The sequence below is a fragment of the Clostridium sp. YIM B02506 genome (assembly GCF_022324845.1).
GTDB lineage: Bacteria > Bacillota > Clostridia > Clostridiales > Clostridiaceae > Clostridium_T > Clostridium_T intestinale.
Window position 1 is genome coordinate 117142 of sequence record NZ_JAKGTG010000002.1, and the last position, 24185, is coordinate 141326.

Genomic DNA, 24185 nt, shown 5'->3' on the forward strand with positions numbered 1-24185 from the left:
TTGCTGCAAATCTAGATTTCTAGAGGAGCAACAACCCCTTTAATTCAAACATAATAGTATTAAATTATTATTTGTTTAATTATTTAAGACACTAAAAACTTTATCAGCTATTTCAGAATCCATTTTTGTAAACTTACTTGAGTAATCACTCCAAACTTCAATGTTTTCTATGCTTTTTCCGAAGAGTATTTTTTCAAGATTTTTTCTTATTTTATGTAAATTTTCATACTTTGGATTAGATGGATCATCCTTTATTACTTCTAAAGTTGTTATTAAACTCTCTATAACCTTATTTTTATCATATTTTTTTTCTAAAGTTTTTTCATTAATATCTACACTCTCATCAAGCAACAACTCTTCTTCATTTAATCCTTTTTGTATAAGTATTTTAGTATGTCCTACTACACAGCTGTTACCTCTACAACTTCCACAGCTTTCTGTTCCAAGGCATATCTCACCTATATCACTTTGTATTTTGTTGTAATAGTCATATAGATCTTTTGAAGTCTTCTTAAACAAGGTTTGTCTTCCTTGTCTTCGTCTTATAATTTCTGGTCTTAATAAAAATACTACAGCTACAACTAATACAGCTAAAAATAAAATAATATTTAATGGGGTCAAATAACTATCTGGTAAGGTTTCATATAACTTAGTTAATCCAAAGAACATAAATATAGAAGCTGCTATTATTTTCATAGTAAACTCTGGTATCTTGTCTCCAAGCTTTTTGCCTACAATAATTCCTAATACACCTGTAGCTATCATACCTGAAACTGATCCCGCTAATATAACTAAAGGATATACAGCATCTATAGATAAAGTTATTGCTGTTAATTGTGTTTTATCTCCTAACTCTCCTATAAAAAAAGCTAATGCTACTGTTATAACAGCGCCAAACTTAGATTTTTCAGCTTCTTCCTCCTCGTCTTCATCATCAGACTTTAAAGTCCACAGAGAAAATCCTACAAAAGCAAAACCAGCAACTATCTGTATTGTATTTATTGGAATAAAGTTAGAGATATAATGTCCTAACAATATACCTAGTCCATGATTTAGAAAAGATCCTAGAAATATCCCAGCTATAACTTTTTTAACTGGAAATTTTGTTGCAAATGCCATTGCAAGTATCTGTGTTTTATCTCCCATTTCTGCAATAAAAATAAGTATAAATGCTTTTAACAATTCTTGAACCATTGGGCCACCTCTTAATATCAATATTTAAATAAAAAGTACAAACTTTAACGTTGGGCATTTATATTTGTACTTTTTTAATTTACTTAGTTTTTTAGACAAAAGAAAAGCGAGATATTTAGATTAATAAACCCTATAGTAAGGTCTACTAATCTAAAAGTCTCGCTACTTTAATCTTTTTAAAGCAAATAAAACCAGGATTTCTCCAGTATGTTGATTTTATTTATAGGCTTAGCCTCAGCTACTCCCTTTTAGAAATACGCTATCTTATTTTATTTAATAAAAGTATAATATCACATTTTTTTTATTTACACAATACTTATAAAAATTTTAGAATATAATTTCTCTTTTTAACTCTAATCTATGTATTGTAGAAGCTCAAGGAGCTTTATTAGTATCCTTCATATCAGCATTCCGCTGTTCCTCTTTTCTAATGCTCCTATTTTTCAACATTCCACTTTTGCACTTTTCCTATGTTCTAACAGTCCAATGTGCCTCCTTTGCACTGCTCTTATGCTTCACTTTTGAAAATTTCCTATGTTCCAGCAGTCCGCCTTGCCGCTTTTCCAATGTTCCGCTGCTCCTATGTTTTTATGCTTTTACGTAACGATGTACTTATACCCTGTAGAGACTCGTAGAGTCTCATTAGACTCCTCTAAGATAGCAAAAAGAGCTTAGCACTTCGCTAAACCCTTTTAATCGTTCTCTATCTTATTTTAATTACTCCACCCTCCATACCAGAGGTAGCTAAACTTGTATACATGCCAAGTACTCCTTTAGTATATTTAGGAGGTTTTGGTGTCCACTCTTGTTTTCTTTCTTTTAGTATTTTCTCTATTTCTTCTTTTGTCTTTTCTTGTCCATTTATTCCCACTATGTTTATTCCTCTGTTTTCTATATCTATGTGGATTATATCCCCATCTTTAACTAAGGCTATTGTTCCTCCATTACTTGCTTCTGGAGATACATGTCCTATAGCAGGTCCTCTGGTTGCTCCTGAGAATCTTCCATCGGTTATTAAAGCTACTGTTGAGTTTAATCTTTCATCTGAAGCTATGGCTTCTGTTGTGTAGAACATTTCTGGCATTCCAGAACCTCTAGGTCCTTCGTATCTTATTATTATTGCATCTCCTGGTTTTATGCTTCCATTTATAGTTGCTTCAAAGGCTTCTTCTTCTGAGTCAAAGGCTCTTGCACTTAGTTTTATATCTCTCATTCCTTTAGGTAAACTTGAGTGTTTAACTACGCATCCTTCTGGTGCTAGGTTTCCTTTAAGTACTGATACCGCTCCTATTTCACTTATTGGACTTTCAGCATCGTAGATGACTTCCTTATAATCCATTTTAGGAGCTGAGTTTAAGTACTTTCCATAGGCTTCTTCTTTATTGAATTCTTCTAAGTTTTCTCCTAGGGTTTTACCTGTAACTGTCATAACATCTAGATTAAGATATTTCTTTATTTTATTCATTATCGCAGGTACTCCTCCTGCGTAAAATACATAGTTTGCTGGCCAATGTCCACTTGGTCTTACATTTAGTATAAATGGTATATTTCGATGGATTTTATCAAAGTCCTCTGGACGTATTTCTATATCAAGTTCTTTTGCTATAGCTGGTATATGAAGAAGTGCATTAGTTGATCCTCCTATAGCTGCATGTACCATTATTGCATTTTCTATGGATTTTCTGTTTACTATATCTGATACCTTTATTCCTTTTTCTACTAAGTTCTTTACTGCTCTTGAGGCTTTTCTTGTGTATTCTTTTAATATTTCTGAAGTTGACGGTAAGAGCGCTGCCCCCGGTAGAGCAAGTCCTAAAGCTTCACCTAATACCTGCATAGTTGCAGCAGTTCCCATAAAAGAGCAAGCTCCACAGCTTGGGCATGCATTTTCCTTATAGAAATCATACTGCTCTGTAGTTATTTCTCCTCTTTTATGCATAGCACTGTAGGTTCCTACTTGGTTTAGGGTTAAAAGATTAGGCCCTGCATTCATAATTCCACCGGGTATTACTACTGAAGGTATATTTACTCTACACATCGCTACTAGGTTTCCTGGCATTCCTTTATCGCAGCTTGCTACAAATAGTCCTCCATCAAAGCCTGTAGTATTTGCATGGATTTCTATCATATCTGCTATTATTTCTCTAGATACTAGAGAATAGTTCATGCCATCATGTCCTTGAGCTTGACCATCACATATATCTGTTGCATAATAGTCTGCTGCCTTTATGTTTAGGCTTGTTAACTCTTCCATCGCTTCATTTACCACTACATCTAAATGAACGCTTCCTGGATGGCTTTTACCATAGGTGCTCTCTACTATTACCTGCATTTTTTCTAAATCTTCTGTAGTCCATCCCATTCCTCTTTTTAGAGAATCCATCTCTGGAGCTATCTTTCTTACCTTTTGAGAATATAACATAGTTTTCACCTTACCTCTCTATAGCATTTTTTTCTGATATTATCTTTCCTACATCCCTTGGATCTACTAGCATACTATCACCTTTAATAGTGCATTTTAAAGTTGCAGCAGCCACTCCAAAGTCTATGGCTTCTTTTAAAGTTTTCTCTTTAATAATTGAATAGATTGCTCCTGATACAAAGGCATCTCCACTTCCTACTCTTTCAACCATTTTAGTTTTAAGTTTAACTGACTCTGCTTTTTCTTCCCCGCCTAAGGCGTAAGCGTAGTAGGTGTTATTATCTTCTTTATCGTTTTGTCTTTCTGTATGGAAAATATACTTAAAACCAAACTTTTCTTTAAGTTTTTCCATTCTTTTGTGCACATCTTCCTTTGTAGCATTTTCTCTATTAAACATGGTTATATCTTTATCATCTAACATTATTGGCTCTATTCCAAAACATATATCTGCAAAAGGAGCTAATTCAGTTGCATAGTTTTTTGCTTCTATAAAGGTTGCCATCTTGCTTCTAAAGTTTAAATCCATGCTTATAAATATGTTTCTCTTTTTAGCTTCCTTTACTACTTCTTTTACTATTTCTCTAGATTTTTCTCCAACTGCTAAGGTTATTCCGCTAAAGTGAAGCCAGGTTACCCCTTCTAACACTTTATTTATATCTATATCATCTATAGATAACTCTGAAAAACTGCTGTGTTTTCTATCGTATATAACACTGCTGTTTCTAACTCCTGAACTTCGCTCTAAGAAGTAATACCCTATCTTCTCTCCCTTAGTTAGAATGTTCTTTATGTCTACTCCAACTCCTCTAAAATATCTTTTTACATTCTTAGCTATATCGTTATCTGGAAGAGCTGATAGGATAGAAGTTTCTATATCCCAAGCTGAAAGCATTGAAGATATATTGGCTTCTGATCCACCATAAAAACACTCAAATTCGTTAGAGTTTCCATATACATCAAAGTTCTTTGGAGTAAATCTTATAAGTATTTCACCTATTGAAAGAAATTTTCCCATATTATTTCCCTACCTTCTCCATAAATCTTCTTGCATTTTCAGCTATCTTAGTTCTATCATTGTTAGTTCCGGAATTTAATATACTGCCTATTCCTACTGAATCTGCTCCACTATTTAACCATTCATTTAAGTTCTCAAGATTAACTCCGCCTGTTACCATTATCTTAACATTCTTAATTGGTGCCTTTATTGCTTTTATATAACTAGGTCCTAGTGCTTCCCCAGGAAATAATTTAATAACCTTAACACCTGAGTTTAAGGCATTTACTATTTCTGTTGGTGTGAAACAACCCGGAATATATTCTACATTTTTTTCTGTACAGTACTCACTTATAAGTTCGTCGAAGTTAGGTCCTACTACAAATTCTGATCCTGCTTTTATGGCTTCTCTAGCTGTGTCTACATTTAAAACACTTCCTGCACCTATAACTACATCTTTATACTTTCCTACTAGGCTTTTTATGATTTCTGAGGCATCCTTGTTTGTGTAAGTTACCTCTATAAGTTTTATCCCACCTTCTATTGCTCCCTCTATTATGTTTAGTGCTTCTTCCTTGTCATCTCCTCTTATTACAGCAACTATTTTGTTGTCAAGTATGCTATCAACTACGCTCATTCAAAACTCCTCCTAAAGGAACAAGCCTCACCTGAAGTGAAGCTTATTCTTTTTCTTTCCTTTATTATATCATTTTATTTCCAATAAAATACTTTCACTTGCCTTCATAGTTTCCCCAACATTGTATTTTTTTATTTCATGACCGTTAGGTTCTGCAAGTATTAGCATTATTGTTTCATCTAAACCTTCTCTTCTAAGTACATTTATATCAAAGCTTAGAAGTAAATCTCCTCTTTTAACTTGTTGTCCCTCTTTGCAGTGAATATTAAAGCCTTCACCCTTTAGGTTTACTGTATCTATTCCTACATGTATTAGTAACTCAATTCCCTCTTTAGTTCTAAGTCCTACTGCATGTTTACTTTCCATCATGATTGTAACTATTTCTGAGTCACAAGGAGCATATACCTTAGTGTCACTTGGTTTTATTGCGATTCCATCTCCCATCATTTTTTGAGAAAAGACTTCGTCGTTAACCGTGCTTAAGTCTAAACTTTCTCCATCACAAAAAGCATACATTACATTTTCATCTTTCTTCTTAAATAAATTTTTAAACATATATTTACACCTTCTATTTAAGTTCTGGCCAGTAGCCTTTGTTTGCTTCTATCATATCGTCTAAGATTTGTTTAGCTACAAAAGCAGATGGAACTGGTTTATTCATAGTGAATGCCATAAGAGCTTTTTCGTAGGAATTTTCTACAGCTGCCTCTACTACTAACTTTTCACAAGCCTCTTGTTGCTCAATAAGCCCTTTATAGAAAGTTGGGATTTCACCTACTCTTATTGGTTCTGGACCATCTTTAGTTATATATGCTGGTACTTCTACCATTGCATCATCTGGCACATTTTTAACGGCACCATTGTTCTCTACCATAACTAAATGTCTCTTTCTTAAATCGAAAGCTAAACTCATAGCTACTTCAACAATAAACTCACCATGAACCCCTGTAAAGAACTGTGAAAGATCTATTTCTCCAGTAGCATTGTATTCATCTACTGCATCAAATATTTTCTTTTCTCTTCCTTCCATAACTTCGTTGGCTCTTGTGTGATTCTTATCGGCATCCTTAACTATACTGTCGCTTAATAGATAATATTGCATATAAGTATTAGGAAGATATTTAGGGAACATTCTTGCTATATACTTAGCATTATCAAAAGTATGAAGCCACGATGCATCATTGTGTCTAACTTCACTTCTGGAGTCTGGTGGAATATAACCATGCTCTCTTACATAAGCTTTTAATTCTTCAGTTTTATCTTCACCTTTTACTCTTACTTTAGTAAACCAACCGAAGTGATTTAATCCAAAATAATCTGCCTCAATATCATGTCTATCACAGTCTAATATATTAGACATATTTCTCATAATAGCTACTGGCATATCACATATATTAAGAATTCTAGCATTTGGTCTTAATTTATGCATAGCTTTTGCAACTATTGCTGCTGGGTTTGAGTAGTTTACAATCCAGTAGTTAGGACTTGCATATTTTTCACAGAAATCTATCATCTCAACCATTGGATATATAGTTCTTAAACCATATGCTAATCCTCCTGGTCCACAGGTTTCTTGTCCAACTACATCATATTTTAGTGGAATCTTTTCATCTGCTTCTCTTAATTTATATAAACCTACACGCATTTGGGCAAATACAAAATCTGCGTCTTTAAATCCTTCTTCTGGATTAGTAGTAAATATAAGTTTTACTTCTGGGTCAAACATCTCAACAACTTTTTTTACTATTACCCCTACCTTGTTTTGACGTTCCTCATTTATATCGTATAATCTTAACTCGGATATTTTAAATTCGTCTTTTCTTGAAAGTAAACTTTTTACGATACCTGGTGTATATGTGCTTCCGCCGCCTACAATTACTAGTTTGAATGTTTTCATTTCAACTTCCTCCTAAACTTTTATTCTTTTATTTCTAATGCCTCATCAACAATTGTTCTAATTTTATTTATTGTAAGACCGTAGACTACTTGAATGTTATTTCCTTTTCTTACAACTCCAGATGCCCCTGTAGTTTTTAAAGTTTTTTCATCTATTACGCTGTTATCAACAACTTCTACTCTTAATCTTGAAAAACAATTCTCAACAGTTAATATGTTTTCTTTTCCACCTAAAGCTTTTATTATTGTAAGAGCTTTTTCTCTATCTTCTTTAGCTTCATCTTGAGCTAAAGTTGACTTCATTTGGTTTTTTACTGCTGCTGCATTTTCATTTAAATCTATAATATCATCAGAATCATCTTCTTCTCTTCCTGGAGTTTTTAGATTCATTTTTTCAATCATAAACTTGAATACAAAGAATATTACAACTATTTCAACAAGTCCTATCAGTACATATATAGGCCAATGTGTTTTTCCTACCCCTGCTGGCAAGTTTATAACTAAGAAGTCCAAAATACCATTTGTTGCACAAACTCTTACATTGAATATATAAACAAACATTTGGAATAATCCATCAATAACTGAATATACAAACCATAATAATGGTGCAGCAAATATGAATGTAAATTCAAGTGGTTCTGTAATACCTGCAATTACTGCTGTTAAAGTTGATGGAATTAATTGAGCCTTTAAGTTGCTACGTTTAACTTTTTTAGCTGTAAAGTAGAATGCTAAAGCTACTCCAATAACTCCAAAGGTTTTAACTAAACCGTAAGTTAAAAATCTTGCTGAATCAGGCATCATAGTTATTGTTGGATCATTAAGTAATGCTAAGAATACTGGTTTTGCACCTATTACATTTTCACCATTTATTATCATCTGATCTCCCACTGCTGAATAAAGGAATGGTGACCAAATTAAGTGATGTAATCCTGTTGGAACTAAGAATCTATTTAAGAATCCGTATACAAACACCCCTAAAGAACCTGCTGAACTCATAAAACCTGTTAAAGCTGTTATTCCATTTGCAATAGTTGGCCAAACATAAGTAGCCAATATACTAAATACTGCAACTACTGGAATCATTCCAACAAATACAAGTTTGCTGTTACCATAAGGAGCCATAGCACCCTTAAACTCTTTGCTACCATATTTGTTGTGGACTAATGCAATAAGTACACCTAAAATCATTCCTAAGAAGACGCCCATATCCGTCACATGGAAACCAAGTTGAATAGTTTGACCTGTTCCATATAAAGCACCTGCTGTATCTCCTTTGATTAATTTTCCTGATAACTCTAACCATTTACTATTTGCACCTAAAAATAATATATAAGACATAAGCGCTACAAAAGCAGCTTCTGCTTTCTTCTTTTTAGCCATTCCCATAGCTATTCCTACACAGAATAGAATACTTAAGTTCCCCATAATAGGATTTAGCATTCCATTAAAGAATTTTCCTATTGTCCAAATTACTCCCTTTTCAGTAACAAAGGTTGTATTAGTAAAAACAGCAGTTAATGCGATAGACATTCCCACTATTGGTAAAAATAAGACCGGGCCAATCATAGCTTTGGCAAACTTTTGCATACTGTTAAGAATCTTATCCTTCATTTAAATCTTCTCCTCTATCTACTTATTAAGTTTTATCTCTGGTAATTACCTTGAACCTAGAATAACATTATTAAATTAGCTTGTTAATAGTTTTCACCCTTTCAGTAACATGTTGACCAAAAAGTAAACATGTTTACCTTTTCAGATTAAAAATAGCCGTCTAAGAAATCCCTTCTCAAACGGCTATTTTACTTACATTATAAAGCTTTCATCACTTTATCTAGTAAATATTCTATTATTATCATCACCCTTGCATAAAAATAGTTTGCAGTAATATTTCTATCATCCAGTTGTTTATCATCTAATACTGAAAAATGGAGAGTTGATTTTTTAGCCATATAGTCAATAGGTCTTCCTGTAAAAGTTATTACCTCCAAATTATTATGAACTGCATAATCTATAACCTTTGTTACACTCTCTGTTTCACCACTTTTAGATATACCTATAACTAAAGAACCTCCAATCTGATTGCTGTCATATACGCCATAAGCATTAGTCTTTATACATTTAAATCCTAAAACCAAAAGCTTTCTCCAAAAAAATTCTGCAACAGGATCTGAAAAACCAGTAGCTGTTATAAGAATTATATTATTTCTATGTTTTACAAGCATCTTTATAAAGCCATCTATCTTTTCCTTCTCAATCTCATCTATGAAACTGGTAATATCTGAAGTTCTATCCTGATTCTTTTTTTGGTTTTTAATAATAAAATTGAGCCTATACACCATATCAGTGTAGCCCGTATATCCTAATTTTTTTGATAATTTAATTATGGTGGCAGTAGAAGTATAATTAATATTCGCCACTTCTCTTACTCCCATATTTAATACCTTATCTATATTTTTTAATATATATTCGAGTAGTTGCCTCTCAACTTCAGTTAATTTATAATTATCAGCAAGCTTATAAATATCAAACTCCATATCCTACCTCCTGTAATTTATGATACTCTTTTTATAATATCACAACTACACTTATAATCTCATGGGGTTTGTTAAAATTTGTAGAAATAGATTTTTACGCCTCACTTACTTTCTCATCTAAAGGCATATTTCTATCCTTTTTCTCTAAAATAACCAATCCTCCTAAAGTAATAATTGTACCTAAAAGAGATAAAAACGTTATTTTTTCCTTTAATATTATGGCTGAAGTCAGGAGAGTTACTATATGAACTAGATAAATGTAGACACTTGTCTTAACTACTCCTAACACTTTTACGCAATAGTTCCATGTTCCAAAACATAAAGCTGATGCCCCTATTCCTAAAAATAGAATATTAAGCAAGTTATTAAGTTCAGAGAACCTATTTAAATTAATTTTTAAGTCATAAATAAACAAAGCAGGCATCATAAATATTATTCCATAGAAGAACACTTTTCTCGTAACTAATATAATATTATATTTAAATTCACTTATTTTCTTTATTAATGTAGAATATACAGCCCAAACAATTGCTGCAAAAACAGCTAATATATCACCTAGAGGATTTAGCATAAGAACTTTACTACTATTGAAATTTATTAATAATATTCCTATCATAGCAACTGCAAATCCTTTAAAAAATCTCGGTTCTAATTTTTCTTTTTTCAAGAAAAAGTGTGCAAGTAAAGCTGTAAAAAATGAATTTATAGAAACTATAACCCCCACATTAGAAGCAAGTGTATAGGTTAATGCTATGTTCTCTAGTAAGAAGTACAAGGTAACTCCAGTTATTCCTGCAAATATAAAATACCACTCTTGTTTTCTATCAATTAGCTTAAGTTTTTTAGGATATGCCACTAAGAGAACAAAATAGCCTATAATAAATCTAAAAAATAATATTTCTACAGGTGAAAATTCTTCTAAAAGTACCTTAGTAGAAATGAATGTAGTCCCCCAAATTATTATTGTAATAAGTGCAAGTAAATGCCCTCTTGTATTTTCATTTTTTATCATACCTTGCTCCTTCATTATCATTTTGAGTAAATATCTTCATATATTGCCTTGGAGTAAGACCTATAAAATTTTTAAAGAACTTTGAAAAATGACTTTGATCTACAAAGCCTGTCTCCATAGCAGTTTCAATTATTGATGTTCCGCTCTCTAACAATAGTTTTGCTTTGTTTATTCTTATTGTTTCTAAATAACTATAAGGAGAAATTCCTTTTTGTTTAGTAAAAGAACGTAGAAGATAGTATTTACTTAATTTAACTAAATCACTTAATTCATTTAAAGTTATATTCCTTGTATAATTATTTTCTAAAAACTCACAAACCATTTCAATTTCGCGACTTATATTGTCAAGCTTGAATACAGGTACTGGCTCTGTAAACTCCTCAATTAATTGCTCAATTAAAAAATAAAAAAGTTCTTCCTTTTTAAAATCCTTCTCTTCACTAAAAATCATAGAATGGAGTTCCTTTAAGGATGACGATAGTTCACTATGAAATAGAACTGTTTTATTGAAATAAGGGGTATATTCTTTCCCAGTAATATCAAAAGCAACTTTTCTCATAACTTCAATTTTGATATTAATGCACCTATAATCTAAGGTTTTATTATCAATCTGCTCACAGTCATGATTATCTTTTGGGTTAAACACAACTATATCTCCTGGCTCGACTATATATTCTTTATTTTTACACTCTAAGCTTCTCCTACCGCTATCTATAAATCCTATAACATAACAATCATGAAAGTGATTCGGAAACTTCTGCATTATACCTTTAAAGCTATAAGCCTCTATATTAAGTTCTGTATCGTATTTTATGGTTCTTATTTCATTTTTCACTTTTTAAAACTTCCTTTCTCAATTTCATGGCCTAAGTTTATCATAAAAATTATATGGTTTCTTGTATAATATTGCTTTGTTTCTTCACATTAAATTGGACACAACTTATATTTTAGTGCTATAATCATTTTGTTAAAAACCATTAAGAGGAGTGAATTATATGTTTAGTGTAAATGCTGAAAAATGTATAGGCTGTGGTCTATGTGTTAAAGACTGTTTTCCAAGAGATATAGAAATGGTGGATGGAAAAGCTAAAATTAATAATGTAACTTGTATGAAATGTGGACATTGTATAGCTGTATGCCCAAAGGCAGCTGTATCTACCGATGACTATGATATGGATGAAGTAAAAGAATTTTCTTCTGAGGATTTTTCTTTAAGTTCTGATAACTTATTGAATTTTATTAAATATAGAAGAACTATAAGACAATTTAAAGATAAAGAAGTTGAAGAAGACAAGCTTATAAAGATAATTGAAGCTGGAAGATTTACTCAAACTGGAAGCAATCTTCAAGATGTTTCTTATACTGTTATAAGAGGTGAAAACCTAAAAACACTTAAAGATATGACTTTTGAAAGCTTAAAAGTAATAGGTGAAAACATGCTAAATGATCCATCACCTGAGATGTCAAGATATAAGAGATATGCTCAGATGTGGTTAGACATGTATGCTAATTACAAACAAGATCCTAAAAATGATAAAATATTCTTTAATGCACCATCAGTAATAGTTGTTACAGCTAATTCAGATGTTAGCGGTGCTTTAGCATCTTCAAATATGGAATTAATGACAAATGCTTTAGGTCTTGGAACCTTCTTTAGCGGATTTTTTGTAAGAGCTTCTCAAAACAGCAAAGAAATTTTAGATTTTCTTAATATAGAACCAGGTAAACAAGTTGTTACATGTATGATTATAGGATATCCAAGTGTCACTTATAAGAGAACTGTACCAAGAAAATCTGCAAGCATAACTTGGAAATAAGCTTTCTATAATTTATAATAAAATAAAAAAGGGAGGTATTTCTATGGATTTTGTAGAGTTAGTAAAAGAAAGATATTCTGTTAGAAGTTTTGATTCAAAAAAGGTTGAAAAAGAAAAGCTAGATTTAATACTTGAATCAGCTAGATTAGCTCCAACTGCTGCAAATCGCCAGCCACAGAGAATTCTAGTACTTGAAAGTGATGAGGCTTTAGAGAAATTAAAATCCTGCACTACTTATCATTTCAATTCACCACTTGCATTAGTTGTGTGTGTTGATACAGAAACTTCTTGGAAGCGTGTTAAGTTTGATGGTAAATCCTCAAGTGATATTGATGCAAGTATTATAACAACCCACATGATGCTTCAACTTCATGAACTTGGTCTTGGAAGTACTTGGGTTGGTTTCTTTGACCCTGTTGCAATAAAAGAAGCCTATAATATTCCTGATAATTTAGAAGCAATAAGTATACTTCCAGTAGGATATCCAAGTCAGGATTCAAAACCTAGCCCTATGCATACAACTAGGAAAGAACTTTCTGAAATAGTTTTTTATAATAAATTCTAATATGAAAAATGATGCTATTTATACTAGCATCATTTTTTATTTATCTATTTGCCCAAGCTGGAAGTTTCTCCATCATGGATTTTGCTGCTGAGGTTGCGACTTCTTCCATTAACCCTTGAGTATTAACTATAAATTTTGTTAAAGACTCTAACTTTTCATCATAAGACTGCATAGAGCCATCTTCTTTTGAGCAGTATTTACAATAATCTTTAGTTTCATCTTCATTTGGAAAGTCCTCTTTATGTTTTAATGGCATTCCACAAGCAATACATTTTTTCATATTTTCACCTCTTATTTATTCATTTTTACATAATCGGTTATTCCTAATCTGTTTCCAAAAGGATCTTCAAACTCGACTGCTACTCCAGTACCTATTTCAAAGGGTTCTGATAAAAATTTAACCCCTTTTTCCTTAAGTTCTTTATAAATATCTTGAATATTATCAACTTCAAACCATATAGTAGGTTTAATGTTTTTAAATATGTTTTCATCTTTTAGTATAATTGCAGGTTCTTCATCACCTACATTAAAAGCCATCATTCCTTTATTAGAGAAATCAAACTTAAGTTTTAATCTCAAAGTTTCTCCATAGTACTTTTTTGCTTCCTTAAGATCTTTTACACCTAGAAAAAAATTATCATAATTATTCATGTTAAAGTCCCCTATCTTTTATATATTTATTTGCAAGTTTATAAACTTGATTTATATGTTTATTAGAAATATCCCAAGTTTTAAGTTCTTCTATTATGAGAGAAGTATGTTTTTTACTTATATCTCTTAAGGCATTTCCTACAGATTTTCTAACATATTCACTTTCATCTTCTTTAAGTTCTGAAAGTAAATCTACTGCTACCTTTGGATGGTCCCTAAAATAATCTCTTCCTGTCCATATCCTTAATCCTTCAGTAACAGCCCTTCTAACATTTGCTCTATCACTTTTAAGCCAATCTTTAATTACAGGTAATATTTTTTCATATCCTACACAAGAGCAATATTTATCAAAGGCCTTTGCTAATATCTCTTGAACTCTCCAGTTTTCATCTAAGCTTACTTCCTCTTTTAGTAATACCAAGGCCTCATTTTTCTTCCAAGCAATTTCTCCAAAAATAAAAACTCCAAGTTCCCTAACTTGATAAATTTCTGATAAATAAAACTCTTTTCCAAGGTTAAAACTCTCTTCAATAGTATTGTTCTTAACTAAAACAAGAGCTTCTTTTTCAATTTCCTTAAACCCATTTTCAACTGTTTTTACTCTATCTAGTATCTCCTCATACATGCTTATCCCTTCTTTACATTTATTAGTTTTATATAATGATTAATTAAATCCTGACCATAATTATTTAAAATAGATCCATCTTTAGTAAATAAATCCCCATTAGTTAAATAATAATGGATTAATCCTACCCATGAATTAAATAACAAATGTATAGGTGTATCTATTATCTTTCCTTTAGCTATTTCTCTCTTTAATACTTCCCCAATATGGAAAGATATACTGGATTGAATTATTATATATATATTACTAGCACTTTCAGGCAGCAATCTTCTTTCTATTATGAGCCTTGTATAAAACTTTTCAAATTCCATAAGTCCATTTATGTGGGCTTTTAGAATCTCTTCTAAGCTGCTATTTACATCAATGAGCTCTTGAAGTTTTGAAACAATCCTATCCCCAACCTCTTCAATAACAGTCACTAATAACTCCTCTTGAGTTTTAAAGTGAGAAAAAACTGTTCCGTGGGATACCCCTGCTTCTTTTGATATATCTATGGTTTTAGTATTTAATATTCCATTATCACCAAATAGTTTTATGGCTACCTCTATTAATTTCTTTCTAGTTAATTCTTTCTGCACATTTCTTTTATTTTCTTTCATATGTTTCTTCCTTTAATTTAATTGAGTGTTTACTCATTGAGTTATAACTTAATAATATTCTTATAATTATTTTTTGTCAACAAAAAAGTATCCAGAATATTAATCTAGATACTTTTTATTATCACTTTTGCTTCTCCTTATAGTTCCATACTCATTCTAATCATATCAACACACTCTATACCATTTTCTATGATTTTTTCTTCATAATGCTTTTTGAAAAAATCTTTATCAACTCCAGTTATTCTAAAACCACATTTTTGATAAAAAGCTAGTTGAGTTATACTTGAATTTCCTGTGCCAACTTCCAAGGTCTTTACTCCTTGCATTTTTGCTTTATCAATTGCATCATATATTAACAATTTACCTATTCCTTTTCCTTGATACTCATCGCAAATCGAAATATTTACAAGCTCCAAGGTAGATGGTCTAGTTTTAATAAGTACATACGCACCTATAATACTGTTACCAATAAAACCACCATAAACATCACCTCTAGTTGTATATTCCTCTATTACTTCCATAGACGGATCTGCTAACAAAAGTAAATCATAAGGAATTTCCTTTTTATTTTCAATTTTTCTAATCTCAATTTTCTCAATTTTCTCCATTTGTCCCCCTTACTCCAATAAAAGTTCATAGAACTTCATTAGATTCCTTTTAATCTTACTACTATAGAATACCATGATCTTATTACATTTGATTATTAAAATTCGATGTGGTATTCTTAAAAATAATATACAAATTTGACTTAAGGAGTAGCAAATATGGAAAGTATTTATAAAAATTATTCACCACTAGCTAAACTTGAAAATGAAGATGAAGTTAATAAATATTGGTTTATATTTTTCAATAACAAGCTCTTAGTAGAACTCATTAACGATAAAGTAAGTATTCCCTCTACCAAAACCCTAGAAGAATTAAATCTTTATATTGTTAGAAAACAATATCTTGGAACTCTTTTGGGAAAACCTTCTTATTCAGTAGAAGTTGATTTAGAAGAATCCCCTAAAGAAAACATGCACTTTAAGGAACTACGATCTTTATATAATGACTTATATGAAGATATCTTTCTTTTAGCTGGGAAAGCTTATCAAATTGTTACTTGGGATAAAACTCATCAATATTGTGGTTGTTGCGGAAGTACTACTATAACGATCAAAGAAGAATATGCAAAAAAGTGTACAAACTGCGGATTTATAAACTATCCAAGAATATCACCTGCAGTAATAACAGCTGTATTAAAAGATGGTAAAATCCTTTTAGCTCACAACAAATCTTTTAAAGGAAATATGCACAGCCTTATAGCAGGCTTTGTAGAACCTGGAGAAACTCTTGAAGAAGCAGCCAAAAGAGAAATCCAAGAAGAGGTTGGAATACAGGTTAAAAACGTGAAATACTGGGGAAGTCAACCTTGGCCGTTCCCTAATTCATTAATGGTTGGGTTTACTGCCGAATATGAAAGTGGCGAAATAGTTGAAGATGGAACTGAGATTCTTTCAGCAGACTGGTTTGATATTGATAACCTACCTGAGCTTCCAACTAGAGTGAGTATAGCAAGAAAAATAATAGATTCATATATAGAAAAAAATAAAGCCTAGTTATTCTAGACTTTATTTTTTAATTTAAATTATCCACAAAACATGTCCTATTTCTTCCTAAATTTTTTGCTTCATACAAAGCCTTATCTGCATCATTTATAAATTCTGATATAGTATGTTGATTATTAGGAACCATCGTTGTTACTCCTAAGCTTAAGGTTACATTTTTAGATATAGGAGAAGACTCATGGAGAATATCTAGATTTATTATATTTTTTCTTATCTCTTCAGCTATAATTTCTGCCCCATCCTTATGGGTTTCAGGTAATATTATAACAAACTCTTCTCCACCATACCTAGCTGAAAGATCCAAAGTCCTTTTTGCACTTTTGGATAGTTCTTTTGCAACTGCCTTTAAACAATCATCACCTTTAATATGTCCATAGTTATCGTTATATAGTTTAAAGTAATCAATGTCCATCATTATTAATGACAATGGTTTACTGGAGTTTAAACAATTATTCCAGCTCATTTCTATGTATGAATCAAAATTTCTTCTGTTTGATATTCCTGTTAATCCATCTGTGTAAGATAAATTTTCTAAATTAAAATTTGCTGCCTTAAGTTCAGATAATTCTTTTATCTTAATCTCTAGCAAGGTCTTTTGTTGCTCAATTATTTTGTTTTGATTATAAAGTTCTATAAAAAACTTCACTTTACTTTGTAATACCACTGGTTCAATAGGCTTAAAGAGATAATCAACAGCTCCAACCTCATACCCCTTAAATATACACTTCTTTTCTTTACTGATTGCAGTTACAAAAATTATAGGAGTAAATCGAGTTCTTGAATTACTTCTCATTAGTTCAGCTATTTCAAATCCATCCATTTCAGGCATCTGAACATCTAATAAAACTAAAGCAAAATTATAATCAAACATCAAGCTTAGTGCTTCATTTCCTGAAGTAGCTTTTATAATATTGCATTCCATATTATAAAGTATGCTCTCTAATACCAATAAGTTTTCTGGCCTATCATCCACAATTAATATATCTATGTAATTTTTTCTGCTCACATTAAACTCCTCTAATAGTAATTTTATAAAATTATAAACCTAAAATTGTTCTTCTATATCTTTTTTGAAATATCTTTTCTTTCATTACAAAATCATTAAACATTTCTGCATTTTTAGAAAACTTTATATTTTCCTTAGAACCCAAACATAAAAAACCACCACTTATTAAGCTGTCTGCAAAAAGTTTAGTAACCTTGTCCTGTAAGTCTTTACTAAAATATATTAATACGTTTCTGCAGACTATAACGTGCATTTCTCCAAAAACTCCATCTGTAACAAGATTATGGTCTGCAAAAGTAACCTTCTCTCTCAAACTTTTATCAAACACAACAAAATCATTGCTTGCCAAATAATAGTTTGAAAGAGTTGATGACCCTCCAGCTTTTTGATAATTATAGCTATACTCCTTTATTCTCTCAAGTGGATAGATACCTTCTTTTGCCTTTTTTAAAACAACCTTATTAAAATCTGTTGCATATATTTGAGCTCTATCATATAAACCCTCTTCTTTTAGAAGAATAGCCATAGAATAAACCTCTTCTCCAGTTGAACATCCAGCATGCCAAATTCTAATAAAAGGATAAGTCTTAAGTACTGGTATAATCTTGTCTCTAAAACTTTTAAAAAAGCTTGGATCACGATACATTTCAGTTACATTTATAGAGAAATCACTTAATATTGTGCTTATAAACTTTTTATCATATATAACTTTGTGTTGAAGTTCACTTATATTTTTTAAATCTTCCATAGTCATTCTATGAACAATTCTTCGTTTTATATGGGCTGGAGAATAACCCCTAAAATCATAACCGTATTTCTTATATATTGTTTCTAATAATAAAGCTATCTCCAAATCTTCATTATCAATTTTTTCTTTTAATTCCTCATTACTCATTTATACAGCCACACCCTTAATAGAGAAATAAGTCTAGGAACATCTATAGGTTTAGTTAAATAGTCATCTGCTCCTACTTCAATACACTTTTGCCTATCTTCTTTCATTGATTTTGCTGTAACTGCTATTATAGGTGTTCTTGTGAATTTTAAATCTTTTCTAATTTCTTTAATTGCCAAATATCCGTCCATGTCAGGCATCATTATATCCATTAAAATTAAATCAATATTACCTTCTTCATTAAGTTTTTTTATTCCTTCACTTCCGCTTCTTCCAACTACTACCTTAAGACCTTTTTCTTCTAATACGCTAGTAAGTACAAATACATTTCTCATATCATCATCTACTATTAGAATTTTTTTATTCTTAAAACCATCTTCTTCTGCAGCTGATTGCATTTCATCTATTTCTATATTTTTCATTTCTATATCAGTTTCTTGAAGGAATAAACTAACTTCTGAAACTAATCTTTCGCTAGAACGGGCACCCTTTATAATAATACTTTCAGTATACCTTTGTAGCTTCTCTTCTTCATCTCTTGTTAATTGTTTTCCTGTATAAATTATTATAGGGAAGTTTATAAGTTCTCTTTGCTTTAGTTCCATCAGGAAATTCAAAGGGTTCATATCCTTTACTTCATAATCTAATATCATGCAGTCAAAGTTTTCATTTTCCAATAGTTCTAATGACTTTACCCCACTTTTTACAGTTGTTATAAGTATCTCTTTACCTTCTAATATTTGTTCTATATTCGAGTTTTTTTCTGACTCTACAATCAAAAGTTTTTTAAACTCATCTTTTAAGATTTTCACTTCTTTTTCTTCTCTAAGTTTACTTACTTGTGTACTAGTTTCACTATGAGTTTTAACTCTCTTTGCCTCAAAAGTCAAGGTAAAGGTACTTCCAATGCCTTCATAACTCTTTACAGTTATTTCTCCATTCATAAGTTTTGCAAACTCTCTTGATATAGATAATCCTAGTCCAGTTCCACCATATTTCCTGCTTGTACTTCCATCTGATTGTTTAAATGCCTCAAATATAAGTTCTGTTTTATCAGATGCAACTCCTATTCCTGTATCTTTTACTGCTATATCTATATAGTAATTATGCTCATCAGACTTTTTAGTTTTGCTTGAAGTTATAGAGTAAGTAACTCCACCTTTATGAGTAAACTTAAATGCATTAGATAAAAGATTGTTAGATATCTGCTGAAGTCTTTGATAGTCTGCCATTATTTCTAACTCTAATCCATCTTCAACTTCAACATCAAAAAATAATCCTTTTTTCTCTGCAAATGGAGCAAAAGATTGTTTTACATATTTCACTAAGTCTGCTAAACTGATGACTTCTAAGTTCAACTCTAACTTACCTGCTTCAACTTTAGAAATATCTAATATATCATTTATAAGTTTTAACAAGTCTTCACCAGATGAGTTTATAGTGTTTGCAAACTCAAGTTGTTTTTCAGATAATGTACCATTTTCTTTATTTTCTGCTATCATTTGTGAAAGTACTATTATACTATTTAATGGAGTTCTAAGTTCATGGGACATATTAGCTAAAAACTCTGACTTATATTTACTTGCAAGTTCTAAAGCATTAGCTTTTTCCTCTATTTCCTTTTGTGCTTTTGTTAAATTTTCATTTTTAGCTGTTATATCTTTTTTCTGAAGTTCTAATCCCTTAGTTCTCTCCTCAAGTTCTTCATTTAAAACTCTAAGTTCTTCTTGCTGCCTTTGCATGTAAGCTTCGGACTCTTTTAAAGCCTTAGTTTGTTGTTCTAACTCTTCATTATTTTGTCTTAACTCTTCTTGCTGAGTTTGTAGTTCTTCTGACTGTTCTAACGTTTTTCTTAAAAGCTCTTTCAGTTTGTTTTGAGCTTCTGCAGAGTTTACAGCTATTGCAACTCCATTACTTACTTGTTCGATAAACTCTAACTGTTTATCACTAAACTCATTAAAAGTTCCGAGTTCAATTATACAAACTACTTCATTATTGTCTAAACAAGGAACAACTAAAATGTTTTTAGGGACTGCTTCACCTAGTCCAGTATTTATGTATACATAGTCCTCTGGTATATTGCTAATTGTCATACTTTGCTTTTCTAAAGCAGCTTGACCTATTATACCTTCTCCAAGTTTAACTATGTTAGAAAGATTTTTACGTTTCTTATATGCATAACTTCCAACTAACTTAAAGTTGCCATCTTCTGTTTTAACATATATAGCTCCTATTTTTGCATCAACATATTTACTTATATAATTAATAACTTTGTTGGCTAATACTGGTATATTAACCTCTCCATTTATATTTTCGGTAAGCTCTGCATGTCCTGACTTAATCCAATTTTGATTTCTATTTTCTGTCATTATTTCCGTTAGTTTAAACATAAAAGTATTAAAATACTTAGCCATAGCCCCAAGTTCATCTTTTGAATCTGCATTTAATCTAACATTTAAATCTGCATCTCCTTCAGATATTCTTTTAAAAGTTTCTGTTACTGTAGTTACAGGTTCTACAACCATTCTTGCCAAGAAGAAACCTATAAAAACTGAAACAAAAATTACTGCAACAGCTCCAACTAGAATTACATATACGGTTAACTTTTGAGTAGCTTCAAGATTGCTTTTTCTAGTTTCCAATACACTAACTTCTTTGTCAGCAATCTCCTTTAAAGAACTCCTCATGTCGTCCATATAGTTCTTACCAACACCTTTTTGAGCTTCTTTAACTAATTCTTCAAGTTTTAAGTTTCCAGTATTAACTTGTTTTCTTGCTTCAATTATGTTGCCATTTTGATAGTCAATCCATAAGTCTAAATCACTTCTTAATTTACCTATTCTTGTTTGCTGTAATGTATTATCACTTGTATAACTACTTAACTCTTCAATCTCATTATAGACACTACTCTTTCCTGTATTAAAAGGTTCTAAAAATTCCTCCCTACCAGTAAAAGCAAAACCTCTTGCTCCAGTTTCCATATTTAATAAACTAATTAAAATCTGATCCGATTTTCTTATTATATTGTAACTCTCAACATTTGAATCAATTGCCTTACTTTGTCCATTAAAATTAATGTAAATATAACTTAGTAATCCAAGTACAAATATGACTACTAAGCCAAGCGCAAATGATAATTTTTGAGCAATTTTAAAATTCTTTAAGAACATATAATTCTCCTAAATCAAATTATTTTTATTCTGTATCAAAGATATTTTAGCATACGACAAATTATTACACAATCAAATAATATTAATTAAAATTTTTATCTAAATTCATTAAAAAAATTGAATATAAAGTTTAATTTAACAATAAAAACCACTAAAAATCAATTTGACTTTTAGTGGTTTTATGTCCATTACTTTATAATATTATCAAAATCCCAGTTACACATTTTTTCATTAAAAACTTTATGCATATATTGACTTGATTCTTTTTCTAAAGGTAACATCTATTTTAATATGTGCATATACTCTTTAGCATCCTTACCTTCCACTAAAAAGCTTTGACCTTTTGAACAAAATACTGAGGTTGATGTATACTCAATATCAGCATTTTTGTTATACCCTATTTTTTCAATTACCTCTTCTTCATTATGACATACATCATATCCATCAAATATTAAGTTAAGCTTACCTTTTCCTTTTGTAATTGCAACAAACTCAATGTTATAGTTCATAAAAGTTGCTACTGGTCCTCTTCCTAGTATTATCACTTTATCAAGGTTTATATCAGGAGCTTCAAAAGTACCATTTAATCTTTGTATATCTGATAATATTTTCCCCATATAATCTAAATGTGCTTCTATTTTAAATCTATAATAAGGCTCTAGTATTATATTTTTTGTACTTTCTAATCCTTGTCTTAATGCTCTTAAGGTAGCTTCTCTAAAATCTCCACCTTCTGTATGTTTATTGTGTGCTCTTCCAGTAAGTAAAGTTACTTTTATATCAGTTATAGGTGAACCTGTCAGTATCCCCCTATGCTCTTTTTCAAATATATGTACCTTTACTAAGTTTTGATTTCCTACTGTCATATCATCTGCATGACATTTATTCTCAAACCTTATTCCCTCATTTCTTTTTAAAGGTTCTAATTTTAAGTGTACTTCTGCATAATGTTTTAATGGTTCAAAGTGCCCATATCCTATAGTTTCTTCTACTATTGTTTCTTTATAAAGAATTTCACATGGTCCAAACTCAACCTTTAAATCAAATCTCTCTTCCAAAACTTGTTTCAATATTTCTAGTTGAATTACACCCATTATATGAAGTTGAATTTCTTGTAGTTTTTCATCCCAAACTACATTAAGTGATGGATCTTCTGCTTCTAAGATTTTAAACTTATTTAAAACTTCTTTAATGTTTAACTTTTTATCAAATATAACTTTAGACTTTAATGTGGGTACCATCTCATAATAAGCATTATCTACTAAAGTCCCAATTCCCTCACCGGTTTTAAAACTACTAAGACCAGTTACTCCAAAGATATCTCCAGCATGAACTTCATCAACAGTTTTAAACTTACTTCCACTATAAACTCTTATCTGGCTTACTTTTTCGTAAGTTTCTCCATCTTTAGTTTTAAACTCGTCTCTCACCTTTAAAGTTCCACTTAAAACTTTTAAGAAAGTTACTCTACTACCTTGTTCATCATACTTAATCTTGTAAACTAGTGCACTTAACTCTTCATCTTTGTCAAACTCTGTATAAGTTAGTAAGTCAAACTTAGCTAAGAACTCTTCAACTCCTACATCTTGTAGGGCAGACCCAGTTAAACATGGGTAAACTTTGTTCTCTTTTATAAGTTTCTTTAAAGAACTTAACCACAACTTCTCATCATATTCACCATCTAGATACTTTTCTAATAGCTTCTCATCTCTTTCTGCTACAAACTCTGCTAACTCTTCACTTATACTGTTATCTTCAAACTCTTTTGATATTAAACATACATCTTTAGTTAGATTAGTTTTGATTTCATTTAACACTCTATCAATATCTGCAGCTTCTCTGTCCATTTTATTTATAAAAAAGAAAACTGGTACTTTATTTTTTCTAAGAAGCTCCCAAACAGTTTCAGTATGAGCTTGTATTCCATCAACTCCACTAATAATTAATATGGCATAATCTATAACCTTTATGGCTCTCTCCATTTCCTGGGAAATATCGATATGTCCTGGAGTATCTATAAGATAATAGGTAGATTCATTGTAATTAAAAACAGCTTGATCTGAAAAAATTGTTATTCCTCTATCTTTTTCTATATTGTGGCTATCTAAAAAGGAGCTTTTATGATCAACTCTTCCTCTATTTTTTATGCTCTTTGCGTGAAAAAGTATCTGCTCAGAAAAAGTAGTCTTTCCAGCATCGACATGGGCTAATATTCCTATTGTTTTCTTCATGTATTTTTCTTCCTAACTTTCTTCTGTATTTAATGTCCTTACTTTTAAATAAGTAGTATTCCCTTTTGTCCAATTTTTTAGATTTATTAATCTCTCTCCATTATCACCGTGATCTTTACTATTATAGGCTCCAACTAATTTATCACATGGCAAATTAGAGCACTCTCCACAATGATTATAGTTCTTATCAATTGAACATTCTGCAACTGAACAGTTACCCCAAAATGGTTTTCCATTACATCTTTGACAACCTGGACAATTAGTTTTCTCTTTCCAATCACATACTCCACAGTATGTACCACATCTTCCTACTAAGTTTTTATCCAT

The 24185-nt window shown here is 30.9% G+C and carries 23 protein-coding genes; 3 read left to right on the forward strand and 20 right to left on the reverse strand.

What is annotated here, in order from left to right; translation table 11 throughout:
* Positions 1-75: 75 nt before the first annotated feature.
* The 10 genes from L1S49_RS02400 to L1S49_RS02445 all read right to left on the reverse strand — a co-directional run bounded on the left by L1S49_RS02400 (position 76) and on the right by L1S49_RS02445 (position 11527).
* Positions 76-1194 (reverse strand): TMEM165/GDT1 family protein, encoded by a 1119-nt coding sequence (locus L1S49_RS02400; RefSeq protein WP_238902399.1) that lies wholly within the window; start codon positions 1192-1194, stop codon positions 76-78.
* 703 nt (positions 1195-1897) lie between these two features.
* On the reverse strand, positions 1898-3616 hold the full coding sequence (gene ilvD, locus L1S49_RS02405; RefSeq protein WP_238902400.1) for a dihydroxy-acid dehydratase: 1719 nt from the start codon (positions 3614-3616) through the stop codon (positions 1898-1900).
* A gap of 10 nt (positions 3617-3626) precedes the next feature.
* Positions 3627-4631: a sugar kinase gene (locus tag L1S49_RS02410; protein WP_238902401.1), complete on the reverse strand. Its 1005-nt coding sequence runs from the start codon at positions 4629-4631 to the stop codon at positions 3627-3629.
* 1 nt (position 4632) lies between these two features.
* On the reverse strand, positions 4633-5247 hold the full coding sequence (locus L1S49_RS02415; protein WP_238902402.1) for a bifunctional 2-keto-4-hydroxyglutarate aldolase/2-keto-3-deoxy-6-phosphogluconate aldolase: 615 nt from the start codon (positions 5245-5247) through the stop codon (positions 4633-4635).
* A gap of 69 nt (positions 5248-5316) precedes the next feature.
* Entirely contained in the window at positions 5317-5802 is a 486-nt protein-coding gene (locus L1S49_RS02420; protein ID WP_238902403.1) for a PTS glucose transporter subunit IIA, read from the reverse strand.
* A gap of 13 nt (positions 5803-5815) precedes the next feature.
* Positions 5816-7144: a 6-phospho-alpha-glucosidase gene (locus L1S49_RS02425; protein ID WP_238902404.1), complete on the reverse strand. Its 1329-nt coding sequence runs from the start codon at positions 7142-7144 to the stop codon at positions 5816-5818.
* A 20-nt stretch (positions 7145-7164) separates the two neighbouring features.
* Positions 7165-8757 carry a PTS transporter subunit EIIC gene (locus tag L1S49_RS02430; RefSeq protein WP_238902405.1) on the reverse strand — a complete coding sequence of 531 codons (1593 nt, stop codon included), beginning with the start codon at positions 8755-8757 and terminating at the stop codon, positions 7165-7167.
* A 197-nt stretch (positions 8758-8954) separates the two neighbouring features.
* On the reverse strand, positions 8955-9680 hold the full coding sequence (locus L1S49_RS02435; RefSeq protein ID WP_238902406.1) for a MurR/RpiR family transcriptional regulator: 726 nt from the start codon (positions 9678-9680) through the stop codon (positions 8955-8957).
* Between the two features lie 94 nt (positions 9681-9774).
* Positions 9775-10692 carry a DMT family transporter gene (locus L1S49_RS02440; RefSeq protein WP_238902407.1) on the reverse strand — a complete coding sequence of 306 codons (918 nt, stop codon included), beginning with the start codon at positions 10690-10692 and terminating at the stop codon, positions 9775-9777.
* Positions 10679-11527 (reverse strand): AraC family transcriptional regulator, encoded by an 849-nt coding sequence (locus tag L1S49_RS02445; RefSeq protein ID WP_238902408.1) that lies wholly within the window; start codon positions 11525-11527, stop codon positions 10679-10681. Before L1S49_RS02445 ends, L1S49_RS02440 begins: the two co-directional genes overlap by 14 nt.
* Positions 11528-11687: 160 nt before the next feature.
* Here L1S49_RS02445 and L1S49_RS02450 point away from each other — a divergent pair, with 160 nt between their 5' ends.
* A complete protein-coding gene (locus L1S49_RS02450) occupies positions 11688-12509 on the forward strand; it encodes a nitroreductase family protein (protein WP_238902409.1) in 822 nt (273 codons plus the stop codon).
* 43 nt (positions 12510-12552) lie between these two features.
* Positions 12553-13074 carry a nitroreductase family protein gene (locus L1S49_RS02455; protein WP_238902410.1) on the forward strand — a complete coding sequence of 174 codons (522 nt, stop codon included), beginning with the start codon at positions 12553-12555 and terminating at the stop codon, positions 13072-13074.
* 40 nt (positions 13075-13114) lie between these two features.
* On the opposite strand, the gene L1S49_RS02460 is transcribed toward L1S49_RS02455, so the two are convergent.
* From L1S49_RS02460 to L1S49_RS02480, 5 genes are all read right to left on the reverse strand, one after another.
* The gene (locus tag L1S49_RS02460) at positions 13115-13354 is read right to left on the reverse strand and encodes a zinc ribbon domain-containing protein (RefSeq protein WP_238902411.1); all 240 of its coding nucleotides are present in this window, start codon (positions 13352-13354) and stop codon (positions 13115-13117) included.
* An 11-nt stretch (positions 13355-13365) separates the two neighbouring features.
* Positions 13366-13725: a VOC family protein gene (locus tag L1S49_RS02465; RefSeq protein WP_238902412.1), complete on the reverse strand. Its 360-nt coding sequence runs from the start codon at positions 13723-13725 to the stop codon at positions 13366-13368.
* Position 13726: 1 nt separating this feature from the next.
* Complete coding sequence (locus tag L1S49_RS02470; RefSeq protein WP_238902413.1) at positions 13727-14350, reverse strand: DNA alkylation repair protein; 624 nt, start codon at positions 14348-14350, stop codon at positions 13727-13729.
* A gap of 2 nt (positions 14351-14352) precedes the next feature.
* Positions 14353-14949, reverse strand: coding sequence for a TetR/AcrR family transcriptional regulator (locus tag L1S49_RS02475; protein WP_238902414.1), 597 nt, complete (start codon positions 14947-14949; stop codon positions 14353-14355).
* A 137-nt stretch (positions 14950-15086) separates the two neighbouring features.
* The gene (locus L1S49_RS02480; RefSeq protein ID WP_238902415.1) at positions 15087-15557 is read right to left on the reverse strand and encodes a GNAT family N-acetyltransferase; all 471 of its coding nucleotides are present in this window, start codon (positions 15555-15557) and stop codon (positions 15087-15089) included.
* Positions 15558-15713: 156 nt separating this feature from the next.
* Between L1S49_RS02480 and nudC the strand changes: the two genes are divergently transcribed.
* Positions 15714-16547, forward strand: a complete 834-nt coding sequence (gene nudC, locus L1S49_RS02485; RefSeq protein ID WP_238902416.1) for an NAD(+) diphosphatase — start codon at positions 15714-15716, stop codon at positions 16545-16547.
* A gap of 19 nt (positions 16548-16566) precedes the next feature.
* On the opposite strand, the gene L1S49_RS23360 is transcribed toward nudC, so the two are convergent.
* The 5 genes from L1S49_RS23360 to L1S49_RS02510 form a co-directional block, all read right to left on the reverse strand.
* Positions 16567-17562 (reverse strand): diguanylate cyclase, encoded by a 996-nt coding sequence (locus tag L1S49_RS23360; RefSeq protein WP_238902417.1) that lies wholly within the window; start codon positions 17560-17562, stop codon positions 16567-16569.
* 31 nt (positions 17563-17593) lie between these two features.
* The gene (locus tag L1S49_RS02495; protein WP_238902418.1) at positions 17594-18457 is read right to left on the reverse strand and encodes a protein-glutamate O-methyltransferase CheR; all 864 of its coding nucleotides are present in this window, start codon (positions 18455-18457) and stop codon (positions 17594-17596) included.
* Complete coding sequence (locus L1S49_RS02500) at positions 18454-21627, reverse strand: response regulator (RefSeq protein WP_238902419.1); 3174 nt, start codon at positions 21625-21627, stop codon at positions 18454-18456. Before L1S49_RS02500 ends, L1S49_RS02495 begins: the two co-directional genes overlap by 4 nt.
* A 281-nt stretch (positions 21628-21908) precedes the next feature.
* Complete coding sequence (locus tag L1S49_RS02505) at positions 21909-23858, reverse strand: TetM/TetW/TetO/TetS family tetracycline resistance ribosomal protection protein (RefSeq protein WP_238902420.1); 1950 nt, start codon at positions 23856-23858, stop codon at positions 21909-21911.
* Positions 23859-23870: 12 nt separating this feature from the next.
* Complete coding sequence (locus L1S49_RS02510; RefSeq protein WP_021801215.1) at positions 23871-24185, reverse strand: DUF3795 domain-containing protein; 315 nt, start codon at positions 24183-24185, stop codon at positions 23871-23873.